The following is a 19,748-nucleotide window of genomic DNA, read 5'->3' as shown; positions in this document are numbered from 1 at the left end:
GAAAAATGAAGTTTTTTTCCTAACTAATTTGCACTAATGCAATAAAAGTTTAGAAATGTAGAAAAAGGCTCACTAAACTTGCGAATTTGGTTAGGAATAACTTTTTTTATATATTAATTAAAACTGGGAGGTGTAGAGATAGATGGTTAAATATACGTTAAAAAGAGTATTATATATGCTTATAACGTTATTCATCATTGCTTCGGTTACGTTTGTTCTTATGAAATTCTTACCTGGTACGCCTTACCGTAATCAGGAGAAACTATCTGACGAACAAATTCACATGATGAATGAAAAATATGGACTAAATGATTCAATTCCAGTCCAATACTTTAATTATATGACAGGTTTGGTAAAAGGTGACTTAGGTGTTTCCTTCCAACTTGATAATAGACCAGTGTCTGAGATTTTAGGTGCACTTATTGGCCCATCTGTCCAATTAGCGCTTGAGGCAATGGTTTTTGGTATTATATTTGGTATCTTACTTGGGGTAGTAGCGGCCATGTATCAAAACAAGTGGCCGGATTATACGAGTACATTTATAGCAATATTAGGTAAGTCAGTTCCATCTTTCGTATTTGCGACTGTTTTACAATACTGGCTTGGAGCAAAACTTCAAATTTTCCCAGTAGCAGGTTGGGGTACGTTTGCAGATACTATCCTGCCAGCATTCGCACTTGCGATGTTCCCGCTTGCAACAGCAGCTCGTTTCATGAGAACAGAGTTAATTGATGTATTTGCATCTGATTATGTTCTACTTGCCAAAGCGAAAGGGAATAGTAGAACGGAAGTAGCAGTTAAACATGCGATTCGTAATGCACTTATTCCTTTAATTACAGTTTTAGGGCCATTATCGGTTGCACTGATGACTGGTTCCCTTGTTATTGAAAATATTTATAGTATTCCTGGTATCGGTAGTCAATTCGTTTCTTCTATTCAAACAAATGACTATCCAGTTATTATGGGAACTACTCTTCTATTTGCTGCTATGCTTGTATTTGTTATCTTGGTAGTAGATATTCTTTACGGATTAATTGATCCTCGAATCCGTGTGTCTGGAGGTAGAAAATAATGGCAGAACATAAAATTGCAAAAGAAAGATTTCAGCCAGCGCACATTCTGGATGCGGAAGCAGAGAAAATTAATCGTCCAAGTTTAACATTTATGCAAGATTCTTGGCTTCGTATTCGTAAAAATAAAGCGGCTTTAGTTTCTCTAATTGTATTAGCCCTTGTTATTATCATGGCAATTGTTGGGCCTTATTTATCACAAAATCTAGGACCAAAACATGATATTAACCGACAAATCACTGAAAATGCGAGTCTTCCTCCAAAAGTTCAAGGTTTTGAAAATATGCCTTTCTGGAATGGTCATCAATCTATTGGTGGAGAAGACGTTGATATTTATAAACAAAATAATATTAAAGAGGGTACTTACTACTGGTTAGGTAGTGATACGCTTGGACGTGACCAATTTGCTCGTATTTGGGCTGGTACACGTGTATCTCTAATTATTGCTGTTGTAGCAGCGCTTTGTGACCTTGTTATAGGTGTTGCTTACGGTTTGATTTCTGGTTATGCTGGAGGTCGTGTAGATAACTTTATGCAACGTATATTGGAAGTAATTGGTGCAATTCCCAATTTAGTAGTTGTTATTCTTATGATGTTAGTATTAGATTCAGGTATGGTTTCTATTATTATCGCTATAGCAATGACCAGTTGGATAACGATGGCTCGGGTAGTCAGAGGACAGGTATTAAAACTTAAAAACCAAGAATTTGTTATGGCCTCTATGACACTGGGTGAATCCACACCAAAAATTTTAACTAAACATTTAATCCCGAATATTTCAGGTGTTATTATCATTAACATCATGTTTAGTATTCCTAGTGCGATTTTCTTTGAAGCCTTCTTAAGCTTTATTGGGCTTGGTCTTCCAGCGCCAGCAGCGTCTCTTGGTGTCTTGGTAAATGATGGATATAAAACATTACAAGTATTACCGTATATGATTCTGTATCCATGTATTGTACTTTGTATCATCATGATTGCATTTAACTTAATTGCAGATGGCTTGCGTGATGCCTTCGATCCTAAAATGCGCGATTAAAAGAGAGGTGAGGAAAAATGGAAAAGCTATTAGAAGTTAAAGATTTAAATATTTCATTCCACACATATGCCGGTGAAGTAAAGGCGATTCGTGGAGTTAATTTTGACTTATATAAAGGGGAAACCTTAGCGATTGTTGGCGAATCTGGTTCTGGTAAATCAGTAACGACAAAATCGATTATGCGTTTACTTCCAGAAGGTAACTCAGAAATTAAAAGTGGCCAAATTTTATTTAACGGAATGGATATCGCTAAAGCTCACGAAAAACAAATGCAAAAAATTCGTGGGAAAGATATAGCTATGATTTTCCAAGATCCAATGACATCATTAAATCCTACGATGACAATTGGTAAACAAATTTCTGAACCACTTATTAAGCACCAAAAAATCAGTAAACATGAAGCACATAAAACAGCGCTTCGTTTACTTCAATTAGTTGGTATTGCCAATGCAGAAGAAAGAATTAAACAATATCCTCACCAATTTTCTGGTGGGATGCGTCAACGGGTTGTTATTGCGATTTCACTTGCATGTAACCCACAAATTCTTATTGCAGATGAGCCAACAACAGCGCTAGATGTAACTATCCAAGCGCAAATTTTAGATTTAATGAAGGACTTACAGAAAAAAATTGATACGTCGATTATCTTTATTACCCATGACCTTGGTGTTGTAGCAAATGTTGCAGACCGTGTAGCTGTTATGTACGGTGGTAAAATTGTTGAAATCGGAACAGTTGATGAAATTTTCTATAATCCACAACATCCTTATACATGGGGACTAATTAGCTCTATGCCTACTTTGGATACAGATGATGAAGAATTATTTGTTATTCCTGGTACGCCACCTGATTTACTTCATCCTCCAAAAGGGGACGCATTTGCTGCGCGTAATAAATACGCAATGCAAATTGACCTTGAAGAAGAGCCACCACTATTTAAGGTGTCTGATACACATTATGCGGCTACATGGTTGCTTCATCCTGATGCGCCAGAAGTAACGCCACCTGATGCTGTATTACGTCGCCAAGAGCAGTTTGCGGAACTTCATCCTGGCATGCAAGCTGTCCATGCGAAAGGGGTAGAAGTAGAATGACTGAACAAAGAGAAAAATTATTAGAGATTCATAATCTAAAACAATACTTCAACAAAGGTACTGCAAGTGAAGTACGCGCGGTTGATGATATTTCTTTTGATATTTATAAAGGTGAAACACTTGGTTTAGTAGGAGAATCTGGTTGTGGTAAATCTACAACTGGACGTACTATCATTCGTTTATACGATGCTACTGGCGGGGAAGTTATCTATAATGGTAAAAATGTGCATGCACGTAAAAGCCGTAAAGAAATGCTTGAATTCCGTCGTAAAATGCAAATGATTTTCCAAGATCCATATGCGTCTTTAAATCCGCGTATGAAAGTTAAAGATATCATTGCAGAAGGTATTCGTATTCATGGTCTAGCTAAAACACCTGAAGAAACAAATAGACAAGTATACGATTTGTTAGAAACAGTTGGATTAAGTAAAGAGCATGCTGGTCGTTACCCACATGAGTTTTCCGGTGGTCAACGTCAACGTATTGGTATCGCTCGTGCGCTAGCTGTTCAACCAGAATTTATTATTGCCGATGAGCCTATTTCCGCGCTAGATGTATCTATCCAAGCGCAAGTAGTAAACTTATTACGTCAATTGCAAAAAGAAAAAAATCTAACTTACCTATTCATTGCCCACGATTTATCAATGGTTAAATACATTAGTGATCGTATTGGCGTAATGTACTTCGGTAAATTAGTAGAGTTAGCGCCAGCCAATGATTTGTATCATGCGCCGCTACACCCTTATACAGAATCACTTTTATCCGCTATTCCTTTGCCAGATCCAAATTATGAGCGTACTCGTGTACGTAAAACTTATGATCCAACATCTCATAATTATAAAGATGGCGATGAAATTAAAATGCGCGAAATTGCTCCTGGACATTTTGTTTATTGTTCAGAAGAAGAAGAAGTTATGTATAAAGAAAAGCATGCTAAGCTAACTGCTGAAGCTGCTGCGAAATAATAGGAAAACATCAATCAGAGTAAAATTTGATTGATGTTTTTTTTACAAAATTAAAATTCTCATGAAATTCTCATAAAAAAGCTGTTTTTTTCATGTGATTTTAGTTTAAACAAGTTATAGTAGGGGTATCATATACATAACGGCTTGCTAACAATGGTTTTACATATTTGGAAAGAAAAATTTAAAAAATAGTATATGGAATTTCACAAAATTAGTGTATAATGAAGTGTAAGTTCTTTAATGAATTTTCCAAATAGAGATATTGCTAGAATTTCGTTATATGAATGAAACAATACCCGATAAGGAGTGTGAATGTCTAATGGTAACGTTATACACTTCACCTAGTTGCACATCTTGCCGAAAAGCTCGTGCATGGTTGGAAGAACATGATATCCCTTATAAGGAAAGAAACATTTTTTCTGAGCCACTTAGTTTGGATGAAATTAAAGAAATTCTTCGTATGACTGAGGATGGTACAGATGAAATTATTTCCACTCGTTCAAAAACGTTCCAAAAATTGAACGTGGATTTAGATAGCCTTCCTTTGCAACAACTATTTGAATTAATCCAGAAAAATCCTGGCTTATTAAGACGTCCTATCATTATTGATGAAAAACGTTTGCAAGTTGGGTACAATGAAGATGAAATTCGCCGTTTCTTACCGCGCCGTGTACGTACGTATCAACTACGTGAAGCGCAAAAAATGGTTAACTAAGATTGATAAAAGTGGTTGCCAAGGATTCCATTCAATTGGATTCTTGGCGCTTTTTTTGTAGTTTAAGTAAATGTTCTTGAATTTTTTCCACTTTTCAGCTAAGATAAGATTCCACCAAGCAAATCGAAGGAAAAATGGTGGTACTATTTCCTAATATGAGCTACAATGAATTTAACCAATTAAGTTTTACCCTTCATTGTCAATGACTAAGAAGGAAGGGAGCGTGTGACGATGGAAATTGAACGAATTAATGAAGATACAATCAAGTTTTATATCTCTTATCTGGATTTGGAAGAGCGAGGTTTTAACCAAGAAGATGTTTGGTATGATCGCGAGAAAAGTGAAGAGCTTTTCTGGGATATGATGGATGAGCTGAAATATGAAGAAGAGTTCTCTCCGGAAGGTCCGCTCTGGATACAAGTGCAAGCCTTAAAACATGGCTTAGAAGTATTTGTAACAAAAGCCACAATTGGTGGAAAAGGCGAAGACGGATTTGATGTCACGCTTAGCTCTCCAGATGAGCTTGCAGAAGAAAAAATCGAAAAACTACTCGAAGAAAACTTCAATCCAGTGAAGAAAGAAGCACTTGGAGAAGATGATACGCTAGAGTTTATTTTAGAGTTCCGTGATTTTGAAGATGCTATCTCGCTTTCACGAGCAACAGGACTAGAAAATTTAGTAACTAAGCTTTACTCGTATCAAGGAAAGTATTATTTGAATGTAGAATTTCCTGAAAATAAGTATGATGAATCTAACATTGACAATGCCGTTAGTATTTTGCTTGAATACGGTTTAGAGTCAAATTTAACTGGTTATATGCTAGCTGAGTACGGAAAAGTAATCTTTGACGTTCCTGCATTAAAGCAAATTAGAAAACACTTCTAAAATAGTATTTTAAAGACCCGTTTGTGCTGAAAAAGAGCCAAATGGGTCTTTTTTTGTGATTTTAAAAATAAGAAAGGAATTTAGTTGTTTCTTGGCGAATAATAATATTAAAGAGCTAATAGGAGAGTGATAATTATTTTTACAGCCAGAAATAACATTGGAGAAACTTTTACTATTACTAAGATGAATGTGGAGCGAATCAAGCAAGAAGAGAAATTATTTTGTAAGTCGTGTGCAAGCCCGGTAATGATAAAAGCCGGTCAAATCAAAATACCGCATTTTGCTCATGAGAAGACTACGAAGTGTGCATTTGCTTCTGAAGGGGAGAGCGAGGAACATTTAGCAGCTAAAAAACAAATTATGGCCTGGTATTGCTATCAAAGTATTCCTGTGGAAGTGGAAAGTTATTTTCCAGATATAAATCGACAAGCAGATATTTTTGTGAATGGGAAGGCAGTAATTGAATTTCAACGTTCTTCTATTTCAATTAGTGAAATGATTCAACGTACAATGGACTACTTATCGATTGGCTTAGAGGTGCACTGGATACTAGGTCAAGTAATAAGGAAAGAGAAAGGTCGCATCTGTCTTTCTACATTCCAACAAGCTTTTATTCAATCTGACAAGAAATTGGGTTATCATTTTTGGCACTATTCTGCTGAGCGAGAGATTTGCACACTCTATTATCATCTAACATTTGAAAAAGGAAATCGTTTTTTCGCAAGTGAAATGAAGTTTTCTATGAAGGTACCTTTTAGTGAATGGAAGAAGAAGTTAGCTAGAATTATTACACGTCATGCCTACGTAAAACGAGATAGAGAACTCGAAAGACAAAAAATTTGTTTTTATTATGCTAAATTTAAAAAACATGGACAATTTATGCAAAAATTATTTAATGCCGGTTATTATTTGCACTATTTACCGAAAGAGATAGGGGTGGATTTAGAAGAACAATTTTTAGTTATCACACCTGCTGTTGAATGGCAATTTGATTTGTGGGAAAAGTTTTTTAAAGGTTTGGAGAAAGGGGATACTTTTAGCGAATGCTGCTTTTTTGAGAGTTTTCAATCAGTTGTAACCCAAATTTTAACTATCTGGCTTTCTCCAAATGAAAGCTTGAAGTTAGGGAAATCATATCTTTCTTATTTGATCGGTGAAGGGGTGTTATCTACCATACCAGATAATCGATATCGAGTGAAACGGAAAATGACTTTTACTAATACTCGAGCAGCACATATATAATCATCTGTTTTGCTTTTTTAGTTATTTTGGCTCATAATAAAAACAAAATGACTATGGTTGGGGGTTTTAATATTGAGTAAAACAAATGCATTACCTTTAAGAGAAGAAGTACCAGAAAATCTAACTTGGGATTTAACTACGATTTATCCAAATGATGAAGCTTGGGAACAAGCCTTTACAGATTTGCAAAAAATCACAGAAGAAAGCGAGCAATTTAAAGGGCGTTTATCGGAAAGCAGCCAGACACTATATGAAGCACTTCAATTTCGAGATAATGCATATGATTTAATTAGTAACTTATATGTATATGCGCATTTGAAAATGGACCAAGATACAGCTAATGCGAAATATCAAGGTTTACATAGTCGCGCAGGAAGCCTAGTTACAAAGCTAATGTCTGCACTGTCTTATTATGATCCGGAAATTTTAGCTATGGACGAAAGTGTTTTAAAACAATTTTTGAATGAGAACAAAGATTTACAATTATATGCGCATTTACTAGAAGAATTAAATTTAAGCCGACCGTATATTTTAAGTGAGAAGGAGGAGGCTTTACTAGCTAACGCAGGTGAAGTGCTTGGAAGTTCGTCTAATACTTTTAATACCTTGAATAATGCAGATATGAAGTTCCCAACTATTAAAGATGAGAACGGGGAAGATATCGAAATTACTCATGGTCGTTTCGGGAAATTGTTGGAAAGCAATGATCCACGTGTTCGTCGTGAAGCGTTTCTTGGTGTGTATTCTGTGTATGAAGGCCTAAAAAACACCTTAGCATCTACTTTAAATGGACAAGTGAAGAAGTCTAATTTTTATGCCTCTACTCGTGGCTACACGTCAGCTCGTGAAGCGGCTCTTTCTGGGAACCATATTCCTGAAACAGTATATGATTCGTTGCTAAAATCAGTAAATGCGAATGCAGATTTGCTTCATCGTTATGTGAAGTTGCGTAAAGAATTACTTGGCTTAGAGGAATTGCATATGTATGATCTTTATACGCCACTTTCTGATGATGTTAATTTGGAGTTTACTTATGAAGAAGCGAAAGAACTTGTGCTTGAAGCGCTTAAACCGCTTGGTGATGAATATCAAGCAATTTTAAAAGAAGCATTTGATAGTCGTTGGATTGATGTTATGGAGAATAAAGGGAAACGTAGTGGAGCCTATTCATCTGGTTCATATAGTACGAATCCTTATATTTTACTCAATTGGCAAGATAATATTAATAATGTTTATACACTTGCGCACGAATTAGGGCATAGTGTGCATAGTTATTATACAAGAAAAAATCAACCTTTTGTTTACGGCGATTATTCGATTTTCTTGGCAGAAGTTGCTTCTACGACCAATGAAAATCTGTTGACTGATTATCTGCTTAAGAAATATGAGGATCCTAAGGTACGTGCTTATTTGTTGAATCACTATTTGGATGGATTCAAAGGGACTGTATTCCGCCAAACGCAATTTGCTGAATTTGAGCATGCAATTCATCAAGCCGATCAACAAGGTGTGGCGCTGACTGCGGATTTCTTAACAGAAACATATTTTGATATTAATAAGAAATATTACGGAGAAGCGATGGTTTATGATGCTGAAATTGGTTATGAATGGTCTCGTATTCCGCATTTTTATATGAATTATTATGTGTTCCAATATGCGACTGGTTTTTCTGCAGCATCTGCATTAAGTGCGAAGATTTTAACAGAAGGCCAAGAAGCGGTAACTGCCTATATTGATTTCTTGAAAGCGGGAAGTTCGGATTACCCTATCGATGTGTTGAAAAAAGCAGGAGTTGATATGGCAACTCCTAATCCGGTGGATGATGCACTAAAAGTATTTGAACAAAGATTAGACGAACTAGAAAAATTAGTTAAATAATACATTGTGAAATTTGCTAAAAAAAGACATCGTAGCGATAATGGCTGCGAGTCTTTTTTTTCGTATGTTTAAGTGATGCCAATATTCATAGAATAGACAAATAAAAATAGGTATGTGAACTATTGAATTATAAGCGTTTATATGGTATATTATAACCGTGAAATAAATCACAAACAAATACCCCCTTTATTTGATTGTGTGAATTTCTCCTTTTGATTGCGCTGTAAGAAGCCGTGGCATTTTGCTACGGCTTTTTACGTTATTAAGATACTAACTCAGAATTAAAGGAGGATTAAAGATGGAATTTGAAGATGAAAAATTACTACGAGAAGTACTCCTTTTTGCGAGAAGTGTAGATACGAAGATTAATGATATGTCACTTGAAGTGATTGATTTTGGAAATCTGCGGGACTATACAAAAAATGAAGTGCTACTAACGCTTTATTGGTTGGAAGAGAATGGCTTTTTAACAAGAAATAATAATATTGCAGAAAAACGATACACGTTAACTTTAAAAGGGGAATTACTATATGATCGCTTTTCTCAAATAGAAGAGTAAAAGGAAATAATTATTAACCATGGATAGATGTTGCTATTCATGGTTTTTTTGCGTTTTTAATTTGTGAAAAAACAATCTGTTGTTGACAATGATAATCATTATCAATTAAAATGATAATTAACGTATCCTTTTACATAAACTTTTACTCCACTTTTGTTAGTGGGGGTTTTTTATAAATAGTAGTTTTTATTAAAGAAGGGAGATTTAAGTATGAAGAGAATTTTAGTTTTGGCTGCTTTTATTGCCTTATTCAGTTTTTCGTTTCTTTCTACGGGATTAACGGCACAAGCTGCTCTTAAGGATGGCACCTATTCGGTTGATTATACGGTACTACAAGGGGATAGTGATTCCGTATCTATGGCGAATGACTATTTTGATAAACCTGCAACGGTAACTGTAAATGGAGGTAAATCTACTGTTAGCTTGCAAGTGAACCATAGTAAGTGGATTACTGGTTTATGGGTCGAAGGTAGTGCGGTTAGCGTGACTTCGAAAAATACAGCGAATGATACTCGAAAAGTGTCGTTTCCAGTTTCGACGTTAAGTAGTCCTGTTAATGCAAAAATCAAAGTAGATATTGATGATGACGGTTTAAATTATCATCATGAGTATCAAATCAAGTTACGTTTTGATGAAGGTTCTGCTAAAGCATTAGCTGGAGCGGTAAAGTCTTCTGATAACAACAATACAGCAACACCAGCGACAAAAAGTGACTCAAGTAATAAAGTAGCAAATCCGAAGTCTAGTGATTCTAGCCAAATGTTTTTATATGGAATTATTTTTGTTGCAGCAGGGACAGGGTTAGTTTTACTTAAAAGACGTGCGATTTTTAAATAAAGGGGGATTATGATGAAGAAATTATGGAAAAAAGGTTTAGTAGCTTTCTTGGCTTTGACACTTATTTTTCAATTGATACCTGGTTTTGCTAGTGCGGCTGATTCTCGTCTGAAAGATGGCGGGGAATACCAAGTTCAAGTGAATTTTTATAAAGATAATACAGGGAAAACAACGAAAGAATCTTCAGAGGCAGATAAATATATTGACCATACAGCAACGATTAAAGTGGAAAATGGTCAACCTTATATGTACTTAACAATTACAAATAGTACTTGGTGGCAAACAATGGCGGTTTCAAAAAATGGGGCTCGTCCAGAAAAGCCAGCACAAGCGGATGTTTATCAAGATCGTTATGAAGATGTTCAAACAGTGAGCACAGACGCAGCGAAAGATACGCGTGTAGAGAAATTCAAGCTTAGTTCTTTAGATGATGTTATTTTCTCTTATATGCATATTAAAGTAGATGCAATTAGTTATGATCACTGGTATCAAGTGGATTTAACCATTGATCCAAGTACTTTCAAAGTTATTTCAGAACCGGCTGTTACAACACCTGTGACTCTTTCGGATGGAATTTACACGATTCCTTTTGTAGCGAAAAAAGCAAATGATGATAGCAACTCAAGCATGCAAAATTATTTTAATAATCCTGCTTGGCTGAAAGTGAAAAATGGAAAGAAAACTGTTGCAATGACAGTAAATGATAATAAAACAGTAACAGCTTTAAAAACGAATCTTGCTGGAGCTTTGCAAGATGTCAAAGTAGTTTCTGAAGATAAAGATGCAAACACGCGTATTGTGGAATTTGAAGTGGAAGATTTAAATCAACCACTTGCGGCTCATGTTAATTATGAAGCGCCGTTCAATGGTTCTGTATACAAAGGACAAGCAGACTTCCGTTATGTGTTTGATACAACGAAAGCAACTGCGGCTAGTTCGTACCCTGGTAGTGATGAGACGCCTCCTGTAGTAGATCCAGGGGAAACAAAACCACCAGTAACAAAACCAGATCCAGGTACAACAAATCCACCAGTGACTACGCCGCCAACAACACCAAGTAAACCGGCAGTAGTTGATCCTAAAAATTTACTGAATAACCATACGTACTCCATTGATTTTGATGTATTTAAAGACGGAACAACGGAAACTTCTATGATGGAAAGCTATGTGATGAAGCCGGCTTTAATCAAAGTAGAAAATAACCAACCTTATGTTTATTTAACTTTAACAAATAGTAGTTGGATTAAAACTTTCCAGTATAAAGCAAATGGTGTTTGGAAAGATATGGAAGTTGTTTCCGGAGATATCAACAAAAATACGAGAACCGTCAAGTATCCTGTGAAAGATGGCACGGCTAATACAGATGTGAAAACACATGTTTTAATTGAAGATATGCCAGGCTTCTCTTACGACCATGAGTATACGGTTCAAGTAAAACTTAATGCAGCAACAATTAAAGATATTACCGGGAAAGATGTAACGTTAAAAGAACCGGTGAAAAAGGATATTTTAAATACTGGTAATGTAGCGAATAACAATAATGCTGGGCCAAAATTGGCAAAACCTGATTTTGATGACACAAATTCTGTTCAAAAAACGGCAAGCAGTACAGAAAAAAATGCGAAAACGAATGATTCATCAAGTATGGCATGGTACGTTACGTTATTTGGAGCTTCTTTCCTTTATTTAGCTTATCGATTAAAACGTAAAAGATTGAGTTAATAAAACGACTAAAAGCGAGTTAGGTTGGGGGTTTCCTTTGCTTAACTCGCTTTACCGATTTTATTTTATAAATGGGGGAATTAGTAATGAGGAAATTGGCTGTCATATCTTTAGTGTTATTGCTTTTTTTAGTTGGCTGCGGCAAGGAAGAGGCGGCTCAAAAGCCTGAACAAAAATCGGAGAAGGAGCCAAAAATTGTGGCGACTACGGTAGCGATTACGGAAATTATGGATAAACTTGATTTGTCTCTTGTTGGAATTCCGACTAGTTCTAAAAAACTTCCGGAGCGTTATGCAGATGTAAAGGAAACTGGGTCGCCTATGGGGCCTGATTTGGAAATTATTCGGATGTTGAAGCCAGACATGGTCCTTTCAACGAAAACGCTAGAAGCGGACTTAAAGGCTGGGTTTGAAGGGGCCGATTTAAAAGCGGACTTTCTAGACTTTACGAGTATTGCCTCGATGCAAACAGAAATTAAAAAACTTGGAGCAGAATTTGATCGAAAAGAAGAAGCAGCTAAATTAAATGGTGATTTAACGAATGAGATTGATAAGGTGAAGTCGAGCGTGGCGAAAAAGAAAAAGCCAACTGTTCTTATTCTGATGGGGGTTCCGGGCAGCTACTTGGTTGTAACGGAACATGCGTATATTGGTGATTTGGTCAAACTTGCTGGTGGAGAAAATGTCATTAAGGACCAAAAAGTAGAATATTTAGCTTCTAATACAGAATACTTACAAAGTGCTAATCCTGATATTATTTTGCGTGCAGCTCATGGTATGCCTGCTGAAGTGGTTAAGATGTTTGACGAGGAATTTAAAACAAATGATATCTGGAAGCATTTTGATGCGGTGAAAAATAACCGGGTGTATGATCTGGACGAAAATTTATTTGGTATGACAGCGAGTTTGAATGCACCAGAAGCACTACAGGAAATGGAAAAGATGCTTTATGACAATTAAGCAAAAAAGTTCTTTTGGTGCGGTTTTGGTATTGTTGATTGGGACCATTTTGTGGGCAGTTCAGGCGGGAAGTTTGTCGATGTCGATTCCAGCTTTTTTGAGTGGAGTTTTTAGTGGCGGAAATGAGATGGTGGATGTCGTGATTGATTTGCGATTTCCGCGGATTATTATTGCCCTGCTAGCTGGTGCGGCGCTATCGGTTTCAGGGTTGTTACTTCAAGCTGTGATGCGGAATCCGCTTGCTGATGCTGGGGTGATTGGGATTTCTGCGGGTGCGAAATTTTTTAGTTTTGTGATTATTTTATTTTTACCGGAATTATATTTTTGGTTGCCACTTTTTTCTTTTATTGGGGGAGCACTGGCTTGTTTTCTAGTCTTTTTGTTTAGTTATCGTTCTGATTTTAATCCGCTTCGTTTTATTATTATTGGGATTGCGATTAATGCGGTTTTTACAGGGCTGAGTGATGCGTTATCTTCGCAAGTGGCGCTTGTTTCTAGTCAGTCGGCCAGTAGTGCTGCAAGTTTGGCAATGAAAAAATGGTCCGACGTGGAAACTTTATTGATATATGTAATGATTGGGCTGATTTGCGCGCTTTTACTTGCTAAATGGTGCAATGTGTTGGGGCTTGAGAATAAGATGGCTAGAGGCTTTGGTGTGCCGGTAAATAAGACACGTATTTGGTTGGCATTGATTGCTGTTCTCCTTGCGTCAATTACCACGGCGGTAGTTGGGGTTATCGCGTTTGTTGGTCTACTTGTACCACATATTGCCAGAAAACTAGTTGGCGGAAATTATCAAATACTTGTGCCGTTTTCAATATTATTTGGGGCATTATTGTTACTTTTCGCGGATACACTAGGCAGAACGTTATTTCAGCAAATGGAAATCCCAGCATCTGTGATTATGCTTATTATTGGTGGTCCATTCTTAATCTTTTTAATGCGAAAGGGTGATTTTTATGGAAGTAAGGGACGTTAATTTTAGTTATAATGGAACAGATTCTACCTTAAAAAATGTCTCATTTACGATCCAGAAAAATAAAATCAATACAATTGTTGGGCCAAATGGTAGTGGTAAATCTACTTTGTTAGAAATTTTGGCTAGACTCCTTTCGCCTGATTCTGGTGATGTTTTACTAGAAGGAAAATCGATTTTTGAGTGGAAAGCAAAAGAATTTGCGCAAAATGTAGCGATTGTTCATCAAAATAATGTGCTTCCGAATGAGTTACCGGTGAAGGAATTGCTCTATTTCGGTAGGCTTCCATATAAGAATTGGCGAATGACGCGGACAAAGGAGGACGATTTGGCTGTTGAGCGAGCTTTAGTGCAAACAGAGCTAACTGAAAAAGCGGAGAAATTTGTCGATAGTCTTTCTGGTGGAGAACGGCAACGTGTTTTTATAGCAACAGCATTGGTTCAGGATACGCCAGTTTTGCTTTTAGATGAACCAACAACATTTTTGGACATGTATTTTCAACTAGAAATTTTAGAATTGGTGAAACGGTTAAATCAAGAAGAAAACTTGACGATTGTAATGATTTTGCATGATTTAAACCAAGCGCTGACTTATAGCGACCATCTGATTGTGATGAAGAATGGGGAAGTTGTTGCAAAAGGAGAACCAGGAGAATTATTAACGACGGAACTAATTGCTGAAACTTATGGTGTGGTTGCGGAGGTTTTGAGCGATGCGGAAACAGGGAAATACATTGTTCCTCAAAGGCGAAAGGAGTTTTAGAAAGTGAAAATAAAATCGTTTTTGGGGAAAAGTTTGACGTTGGTTGTGTTAGGAATTTTTCTTTTTTCAGGCTGGGAAATCGGGATGGAATTGTATGAAAATAAGCATAACCAGACATTACTGGATGATGCGAAGGCTGTTTATACGAAAGACGTGGCTACGACTAATGTGAACGGCGAAGTACACGATGAACTTAAAGCTTTGCGAAAGTTAAATAAAGATATGGCCGGGTGGTTAACGATAGCGGATACTGAAATAGATTATCCAATTTTGCAAAGTACGGATAATGACTACTATTTACATCACAATTATAAAAATGAAAAGGCGCGCGCAGGGAGTATTTTTAAGGATTATCGGAATACGAATGAGTTTTTGGATAAAAATACGATTATTTATGGACATAATATGAAAGATGGCTCGATGTTTGCGGATTTGCGTAAATACTTGGACAAAGATTTTTGGGAGAAACATCCGACTTTTTCCTATGAATCGGGCTTGGCAAATTACAAAGTAGAAATTTTTGCGGTGTATGAAACTACGACGGATTTTTATTATATTGAAACAGAATTTCCGGGAGCGAACGATTTTGATAATTATTTACAAAAGGTGAAAGGGCAATCTATTTATAAATCAAATGTAGAAGTAAGCGGGAAAGACCGAATTATTACACTTTCGACTTGTGATACAGAAAAAGATTATGAAAAAGGACGCATGGTTATTCAAGGGAAACTAGTAGCAAAATGAGGAAGCACCAAAAGACATAGCTGCTTTTGGGCTTTTTTCTTGTTGGAAAGGGTGCGAACGATGAAATTATATGAACTAACCGATAATTATTTACGGTTGCAAGAACTTTTAGAAGAAAATAAAACCGAGGCTGTTATGGACACGTTAGATGCTATTACAGATGGTTTTCACGATAAAGCAGAAAATATTGCTAAAATAATAAAGTCACTCGCAGCCGATGCGGAAATGGCGGGTACTGAAGCAAAACGACTTTTAAAACGGAAACAAGCGTTAGAAAATAATGTGCAGAAATTAAAAACCTATTTACAAACTGAAATGGAACGAATGGAAATCAGAAAAATAAATAGTACACTTTTCACAATTCAAATTCAGAAGAATCCGGTGAGTGTGGAAATAGTGGATGACTCGTTATTACAAGCATTCTTTTTACTGCAAGAACCTAAAATTGATAAAAAGCGTATTGCAGAAATACTGAAATCCGGTGAAGAAGTTAAGGGAGCTAGATTGGTAGAGAGTGAATCAATTCGAATAAGATAAATAAAAACAACCGAAATCGTTAAAAATTTTAATGATTTCGGTTGTTTTTGTTAATAATAACCATTTATATAATAAGAAACGTAAGATAGTTCACATTTTTGTAACAAACTGTCCTTTTTTTTGTATCGTGAGAACATTTCACGGTTTCCTCCTATGAAATAATTAATCTTGAGTAAACAAAGGAGGAGCGGATGTGAATCGTTTGAAAAAATTAGTAATTATATTAATTTGTACTTTACTTATCGTGTCACTTCTTCCGTTTTCTGTTTGGGCAGAGGACAAAGAAGGGGTTGAAACGAATGTAGGAGAAACAGCTACGGAAGAAAAGAATACGAAGGAAACGACTTCAAATGAAACTACAACAGAGCCTTTGGAACAAACGACAGTAAATGAACCAATAAGCACAAAATCATTTCCAACTGGGAATTATTCTGGAGACTTTAGCATTAATTCTCAAAAAGATGTGATTGAGTCTGGACAGACAGTGAATTATAACATCTACTTAAAAATCACTGGACCAAACACAAGTTATAAAAATGCTAAATTGGTAATCAATTTACCGGAAAATGGGGAATTCACTCAAGCACTAAATGAACTTAAGATTGCCGGAGTAACACCTAGTTATAACCAGACAACTCGTCAGCTTGTGTATAAATATCAAACGCTAAATAGTGGAGTAGTTGATAAAGTCATCCTCAAGCTGTCTACGAAAAATGGTTATACGCCAAATGGAACAAAATTAGAAGTAACAGGGGAATTTAGCGCGGATAATTTATCGGAGAAAGTAACGGAGCAAGCTGAAACAACTGTGAATGCAACAGCCACAACAGCTTTGTCAAATGAATTTACGAAAGTGGAAAATAGTATCAATAATAATCCAAGCCAAGGAGATATTGGTATTTGGTCTTTCAACCTAAATATACCGAAAAAGTCTACAGGGAGCCTTTTTATTGAAGAAGGAAAGAAAATTATTATTGAATATACGTTAGCGGACAAGCTGGATTATTTGGGAGTAGCAGGGGATACACCGGAGCCAACAAAAATCGAAGGACAAAAACTAACTTGGGAAATTGCAGCACCTACATATTTGGAACAAGAAAAAGCAACTAGTTTACTTAATAAGACTTTCCAAATTAGAACGTTCTTCCAAACAAGCATACCGAATTTTGCGACTGTAGAAAACAAAGCGGTTGCAACAACGAATTTTATTACTTTAACTGACAGCATTATGGATACTTCTAAAGCATCTGTTTCAGTTTCTGCAAGCGATCCAGCGACAATTCCGCCGACTATCGGGAGTGTTTATGCTCCAGCACACAGAGGACCAGTCGATGAAAATTGGGGAATTGCTACTGCGACTGGAAATCCAGATATAAAAGCATATGATAGTGCGAAATTAGGTTTTAGTTTGATGCTAAATTCGGCAATGAATGACTCACCTTCCTATGACTTCATCTACTATGATGTTTACTACAATATTGATGATAATTTAAATCTGGATTATTTCCGAAGTGGCGATTTTTATTTTAAACCAAATGTTAATTATCCTGGTTGGCCGCAGCTGAAAAAATCACCTAAATATAATTTACTCGTAAAATATGATGGTGATACTGATTGGACTACGTTAAAAGAAGATGTAGAACTGAGCAAAATGTATTCGAGAAAAGATCTTGGAATTCCAGATGATAAACATGTGAGTAAAGTATGGCTTCATTTCACGTATGCACCAGCTGGAATGTACAGCGCAGATTTATCTTTCTTTACAACAGTCAAAGAAGGCTATGTGGGAGAAGTTAGAAATACCACGAAAATTAATATGTACGGCGCAGATAGTCAAGGTTATATCCATTATTTCGATGATACAAATCCTTGGCCGGAAAATTGGCAGAAATATGCTGGAGACCGGACGGCTCAAATTATACCGCAACCAATTGGGAAAAATAAATTTGTACAAGGATCGGTTGCATTTGATGATACTGATGGAAATTTGATAAACATTGGCGATAATTCAGTTTCTGTTAATTTAGAAAGCAATAAAGCTTCCATTTCACGATTAACAGGTCCTTTTGAAGCGATGGTTCTTTTACCTTCTGGCGTAAAAATGAAAAAAACGGATCAACAAGGCTTTAATGTTAGCGTGTTAAATAGTAATTACCAAAATTCAGGACGCCAATTACTAAAAGTCAAATGGGACAAAAAGACGCTTTTACCAGCAGAAAAATTAACAGCAAAAATTAATGTGACCGTATCAAAAGACACACCAAGTAATATGTCTGTTGAAATGTTTGGGTTTTTGCAGGATACAGATTTTAATGTGCCAGAAGTGACTGGGACTCCAACCATTTCTGATACAAAAATGGAAATTGACTCAAATGACATTAATCAAAATGGGAATTCGGAAGAGTCTAGAATCACATCGGGGAACCATTACATTTTAAATACGAGTAATCATTTGAAAATTAGTAAAAAAGCTAAGGGTAATCTCGATAAAGGATACAGCGGACTGGCAAATGCCACAACAAATTCCATCGTATCATATCAATTATTACTAGAAAATGATTCGGATGAAAAAATAGCCAATATGGTATTAATGGATGTTTTACCAAGTGAAAAAGATTTAGGAATTACAGATAACAGCGAACGCGGTAGTAAATTCAACTTGGAGCTAACGAAAGCAGTAGCCATTCCAAATGAATGGAAAGATAAGGTTGAAGTAAAATATAGTACTGCCAAAAACCCTAAACGTGCGGGCGTTCTCGATAAACACACGATTTATCCAACTGGTTCAGAACCTCTAGTTGATAACCGAGAAGCAACAGAAGCAGATTGGCTAACCGCATCAGAAGTACAAGATTGGTCCCAAATTCACTCTTTTAAAATGGAGCTAAAAGAAGGTATTGAGTGGATTCCTGGGAAATCCATGAAAATTCAATTTGATTTAAAAACACCAAAGAAAAACCAAATAGATAAGGAACTTTTAAATCAGCAAACGAAAAAAGAAGACCGAGCTGCATGGAATTCTTTTGCTGTGGCTGTAAATAATTCTCAAGTAATTGAGCCGGCCCAAGTAGGAGTGGCTTTAGATGATAGTGTTGCGCCAGTTACGGTGCAATATGTTGATCAAAACCATAAACAAATTGCCAACCCAGAAACACTAACAGGAGCTTACGGAGAAAAATTCACTGCAAAACAGAAAAAAATTACTAACTACACCCTTGTAAAAACACCCGCGAATGTAAGTGGAACATTTAACGAAAAAGCACAGACAGTTACTTTTGTTTATCAAAAAGTGACAGCCGGAAACATCATTGTCGATTATGTTGATAAAAATGGTGAAAAAATAGCTGATTCGATTGTTTTAACAGGAAAATTAAATTCAAGTTATCGAACTTCAGCAAAAAAAATCTCGGGATATAAATTGTATCAAACACCTAAAAATGCATCGGGGAAATTTTCGAACACCTCACAAAAAGTAACTTATGTGTATGAAAAAACTAGCGCTTTATCAGTTTCTTCTAATGAAAGAGCTGAAAATGTGAAAAAATCGGAAAAACTACCACAAACGGGAGATTCTAAGAAAACTAATTTATGGTTTATCCTTGGAATGCTCTTACTTTCAAGTGCTTTTGTGCTTGCAAAGAAAAGATGATATTAAAAGTATTTTAAATGGTGTTTAAAGTGTTTCCAATTCATTTTGCTTATTAAAAAGACACATATTACTTTAGATTTCGCAAAAAGTCATTATTGGGTGCATTTATTTGTTACA

17 protein-coding genes are annotated in these 19,748 nt (G+C 36.1%); all 17 read left to right on the top strand.

What is annotated here, in order from left to right:
• Nucleotides 1-142 precede the first annotated feature (142 nt).
• Nucleotides 143-1,072 (top strand): oligopeptide ABC transporter permease, encoded by a 930-nt coding sequence (opp3b, locus tag AB2Q86_RS11675; protein ID WP_003729597.1) that lies wholly within the window; start codon nt 143-145, stop codon nt 1,070-1,072.
• Nucleotides 1,072-2,106 (top strand): oligopeptide ABC transporter permease, encoded by a 1,035-nt coding sequence (gene opp3C / locus AB2Q86_RS11670; RefSeq protein WP_003729596.1) that lies wholly within the window; start codon nt 1,072-1,074, stop codon nt 2,104-2,106. The genes opp3b and opp3C overlap by 1 nt, the downstream gene beginning before the upstream one ends.
• A 17-nt stretch (nt 2,107-2,123) precedes the next feature.
• On the top strand, nt 2,124-3,200 hold the full coding sequence (locus AB2Q86_RS11665) for an ABC transporter ATP-binding protein (RefSeq protein ID WP_003722316.1): 1,077 nt from the start codon (nt 2,124-2,126) through the stop codon (nt 3,198-3,200).
• Complete coding sequence (locus AB2Q86_RS11660; protein WP_003729595.1) at nt 3,197-4,165, top strand: ABC transporter ATP-binding protein; 969 nt, start codon at nt 3,197-3,199, stop codon at nt 4,163-4,165. The genes AB2Q86_RS11665 and AB2Q86_RS11660 overlap by 4 nt, the downstream gene beginning before the upstream one ends.
• Nucleotides 4,166-4,484: 319 nt before the next feature.
• Complete coding sequence (gene spxA / locus AB2Q86_RS11655; RefSeq protein WP_003720569.1) at nt 4,485-4,880, top strand: transcriptional regulator SpxA; 396 nt, start codon at nt 4,485-4,487, stop codon at nt 4,878-4,880.
• A gap of 231 nt (nt 4,881-5,111) precedes the next feature.
• Complete coding sequence (gene mecA, locus AB2Q86_RS11650) at nt 5,112-5,765, top strand: adaptor protein MecA (RefSeq protein ID WP_003722314.1); 654 nt, start codon at nt 5,112-5,114, stop codon at nt 5,763-5,765.
• Between the two features lie 126 nt (nt 5,766-5,891).
• The gene (locus AB2Q86_RS11645; protein ID WP_014598978.1) at nt 5,892-7,007 is read left to right on the top strand and encodes a competence protein CoiA; all 1,116 of its coding nucleotides are present in this window, start codon (nt 5,892-5,894) and stop codon (nt 7,005-7,007) included.
• A gap of 72 nt (nt 7,008-7,079) precedes the next feature.
• On the top strand, nt 7,080-8,885 hold the full coding sequence (gene pepF, locus AB2Q86_RS11640) for an oligoendopeptidase F (protein WP_012580891.1): 1,806 nt from the start codon (nt 7,080-7,082) through the stop codon (nt 8,883-8,885).
• A 298-nt stretch (nt 8,886-9,183) separates the two neighbouring features.
• Nucleotides 9,184-9,444, top strand: coding sequence for a DUF3116 family protein (locus AB2Q86_RS11635; RefSeq protein ID WP_003729592.1), 261 nt, complete (start codon nt 9,184-9,186; stop codon nt 9,442-9,444).
• A 210-nt stretch (nt 9,445-9,654) separates the two neighbouring features.
• Complete coding sequence (isdC, locus tag AB2Q86_RS11630; RefSeq protein ID WP_012580892.1) at nt 9,655-10,281, top strand: heme uptake protein IsdC; 627 nt, start codon at nt 9,655-9,657, stop codon at nt 10,279-10,281.
• 12 nt (nt 10,282-10,293) lie between these two features.
• Nucleotides 10,294-12,003, top strand: a complete 1,710-nt coding sequence (gene hbp2 / locus AB2Q86_RS11625) for a hemin/hemoglobin-binding protein Hbp2 (protein ID WP_012580893.1) — start codon at nt 10,294-10,296, stop codon at nt 12,001-12,003.
• 86 nt (nt 12,004-12,089) lie between these two features.
• Entirely contained in the window at nt 12,090-12,962 is an 873-nt protein-coding gene (isdE, locus tag AB2Q86_RS11620) for a heme ABC transporter substrate-binding protein IsdE (protein ID WP_014589118.1), read from the top strand.
• Entirely contained in the window at nt 12,952-13,941 is a 990-nt protein-coding gene (locus AB2Q86_RS11615; protein WP_012580896.1) for an iron ABC transporter permease, read from the top strand. Before isdE ends, AB2Q86_RS11615 begins: the two co-directional genes overlap by 11 nt.
• Nucleotides 13,922-14,701 carry an ABC transporter ATP-binding protein gene (locus AB2Q86_RS11610; RefSeq protein ID WP_012580897.1) on the top strand — a complete coding sequence of 260 codons (780 nt, stop codon included), beginning with the start codon at nt 13,922-13,924 and terminating at the stop codon, nt 14,699-14,701. The genes AB2Q86_RS11615 and AB2Q86_RS11610 overlap by 20 nt, the downstream gene beginning before the upstream one ends.
• A 3-nt stretch (nt 14,702-14,704) precedes the next feature.
• A complete protein-coding gene (srtB, locus tag AB2Q86_RS11605; RefSeq protein WP_012580898.1) occupies nt 14,705-15,445 on the top strand; it encodes a class B sortase in 741 nt (246 codons plus the stop codon).
• A 60-nt stretch (nt 15,446-15,505) separates the two neighbouring features.
• Nucleotides 15,506-15,982, top strand: a complete 477-nt coding sequence (locus tag AB2Q86_RS11600; protein ID WP_012580899.1) for a siphovirus Gp157 family protein — start codon at nt 15,506-15,508, stop codon at nt 15,980-15,982.
• 193 nt (nt 15,983-16,175) lie between these two features.
• A complete protein-coding gene (locus AB2Q86_RS11595; protein WP_012580900.1) occupies nt 16,176-19,631 on the top strand; it encodes a MucBP domain-containing protein in 3,456 nt (1,151 codons plus the stop codon).
• Nucleotides 19,632-19,748 lie beyond the last annotated feature (117 nt).

Source organism: Listeria monocytogenes (assembly GCF_041765605.1).
Lineage (GTDB): Bacteria > Bacillota > Bacilli > Lactobacillales > Listeriaceae > Listeria > Listeria monocytogenes_D.
The sequence above is the reverse complement of the archived record's forward strand: the minus strand, read 5'-3'. Positions and strand labels throughout refer to the sequence as shown.

What these genes read in the sequence shown, in the direction of transcription:
- opp3b (WP_003729597.1), top strand. Translation starts at nt 143, where the DNA reads ATGGTTAAATATACGTTAAAAAGAGTATTATATATGCTTATAACGTTA.
- opp3C (WP_003729596.1), top strand. Translation starts at nt 1,072, where the DNA reads ATGGCAGAACATAAAATTGCAAAAGAAAGATTTCAGCCAGCGCACATT.
- AB2Q86_RS11665 (WP_003722316.1), top strand. Translation starts at nt 2,124, where the DNA reads ATGGAAAAGCTATTAGAAGTTAAAGATTTAAATATTTCATTCCACACA.
- AB2Q86_RS11660 (WP_003729595.1), top strand. Translation starts at nt 3,197, where the DNA reads ATGACTGAACAAAGAGAAAAATTATTAGAGATTCATAATCTAAAACAA.
- spxA (WP_003720569.1), top strand. Translation starts at nt 4,485, where the DNA reads ATGGTAACGTTATACACTTCACCTAGTTGCACATCTTGCCGAAAAGCT.
- mecA (WP_003722314.1), top strand. Translation starts at nt 5,112, where the DNA reads ATGGAAATTGAACGAATTAATGAAGATACAATCAAGTTTTATATCTCT.
- AB2Q86_RS11635 (WP_003729592.1), top strand. Translation starts at nt 9,184, where the DNA reads ATGGAATTTGAAGATGAAAAATTACTACGAGAAGTACTCCTTTTTGCG.
- isdC (WP_012580892.1), top strand. Translation starts at nt 9,655, where the DNA reads ATGAAGAGAATTTTAGTTTTGGCTGCTTTTATTGCCTTATTCAGTTTT.
- hbp2 (WP_012580893.1), top strand. Translation starts at nt 10,294, where the DNA reads ATGAAGAAATTATGGAAAAAAGGTTTAGTAGCTTTCTTGGCTTTGACA.
- isdE (WP_014589118.1), top strand. Translation starts at nt 12,090, where the DNA reads ATGAGGAAATTGGCTGTCATATCTTTAGTGTTATTGCTTTTTTTAGTT.
- AB2Q86_RS11615 (WP_012580896.1), top strand. Translation starts at nt 12,952, where the DNA reads ATGACAATTAAGCAAAAAAGTTCTTTTGGTGCGGTTTTGGTATTGTTG.
- AB2Q86_RS11610 (WP_012580897.1), top strand. Translation starts at nt 13,922, where the DNA reads ATGGAAGTAAGGGACGTTAATTTTAGTTATAATGGAACAGATTCTACC.
- AB2Q86_RS11600 (WP_012580899.1), top strand. Translation starts at nt 15,506, where the DNA reads ATGAAATTATATGAACTAACCGATAATTATTTACGGTTGCAAGAACTT.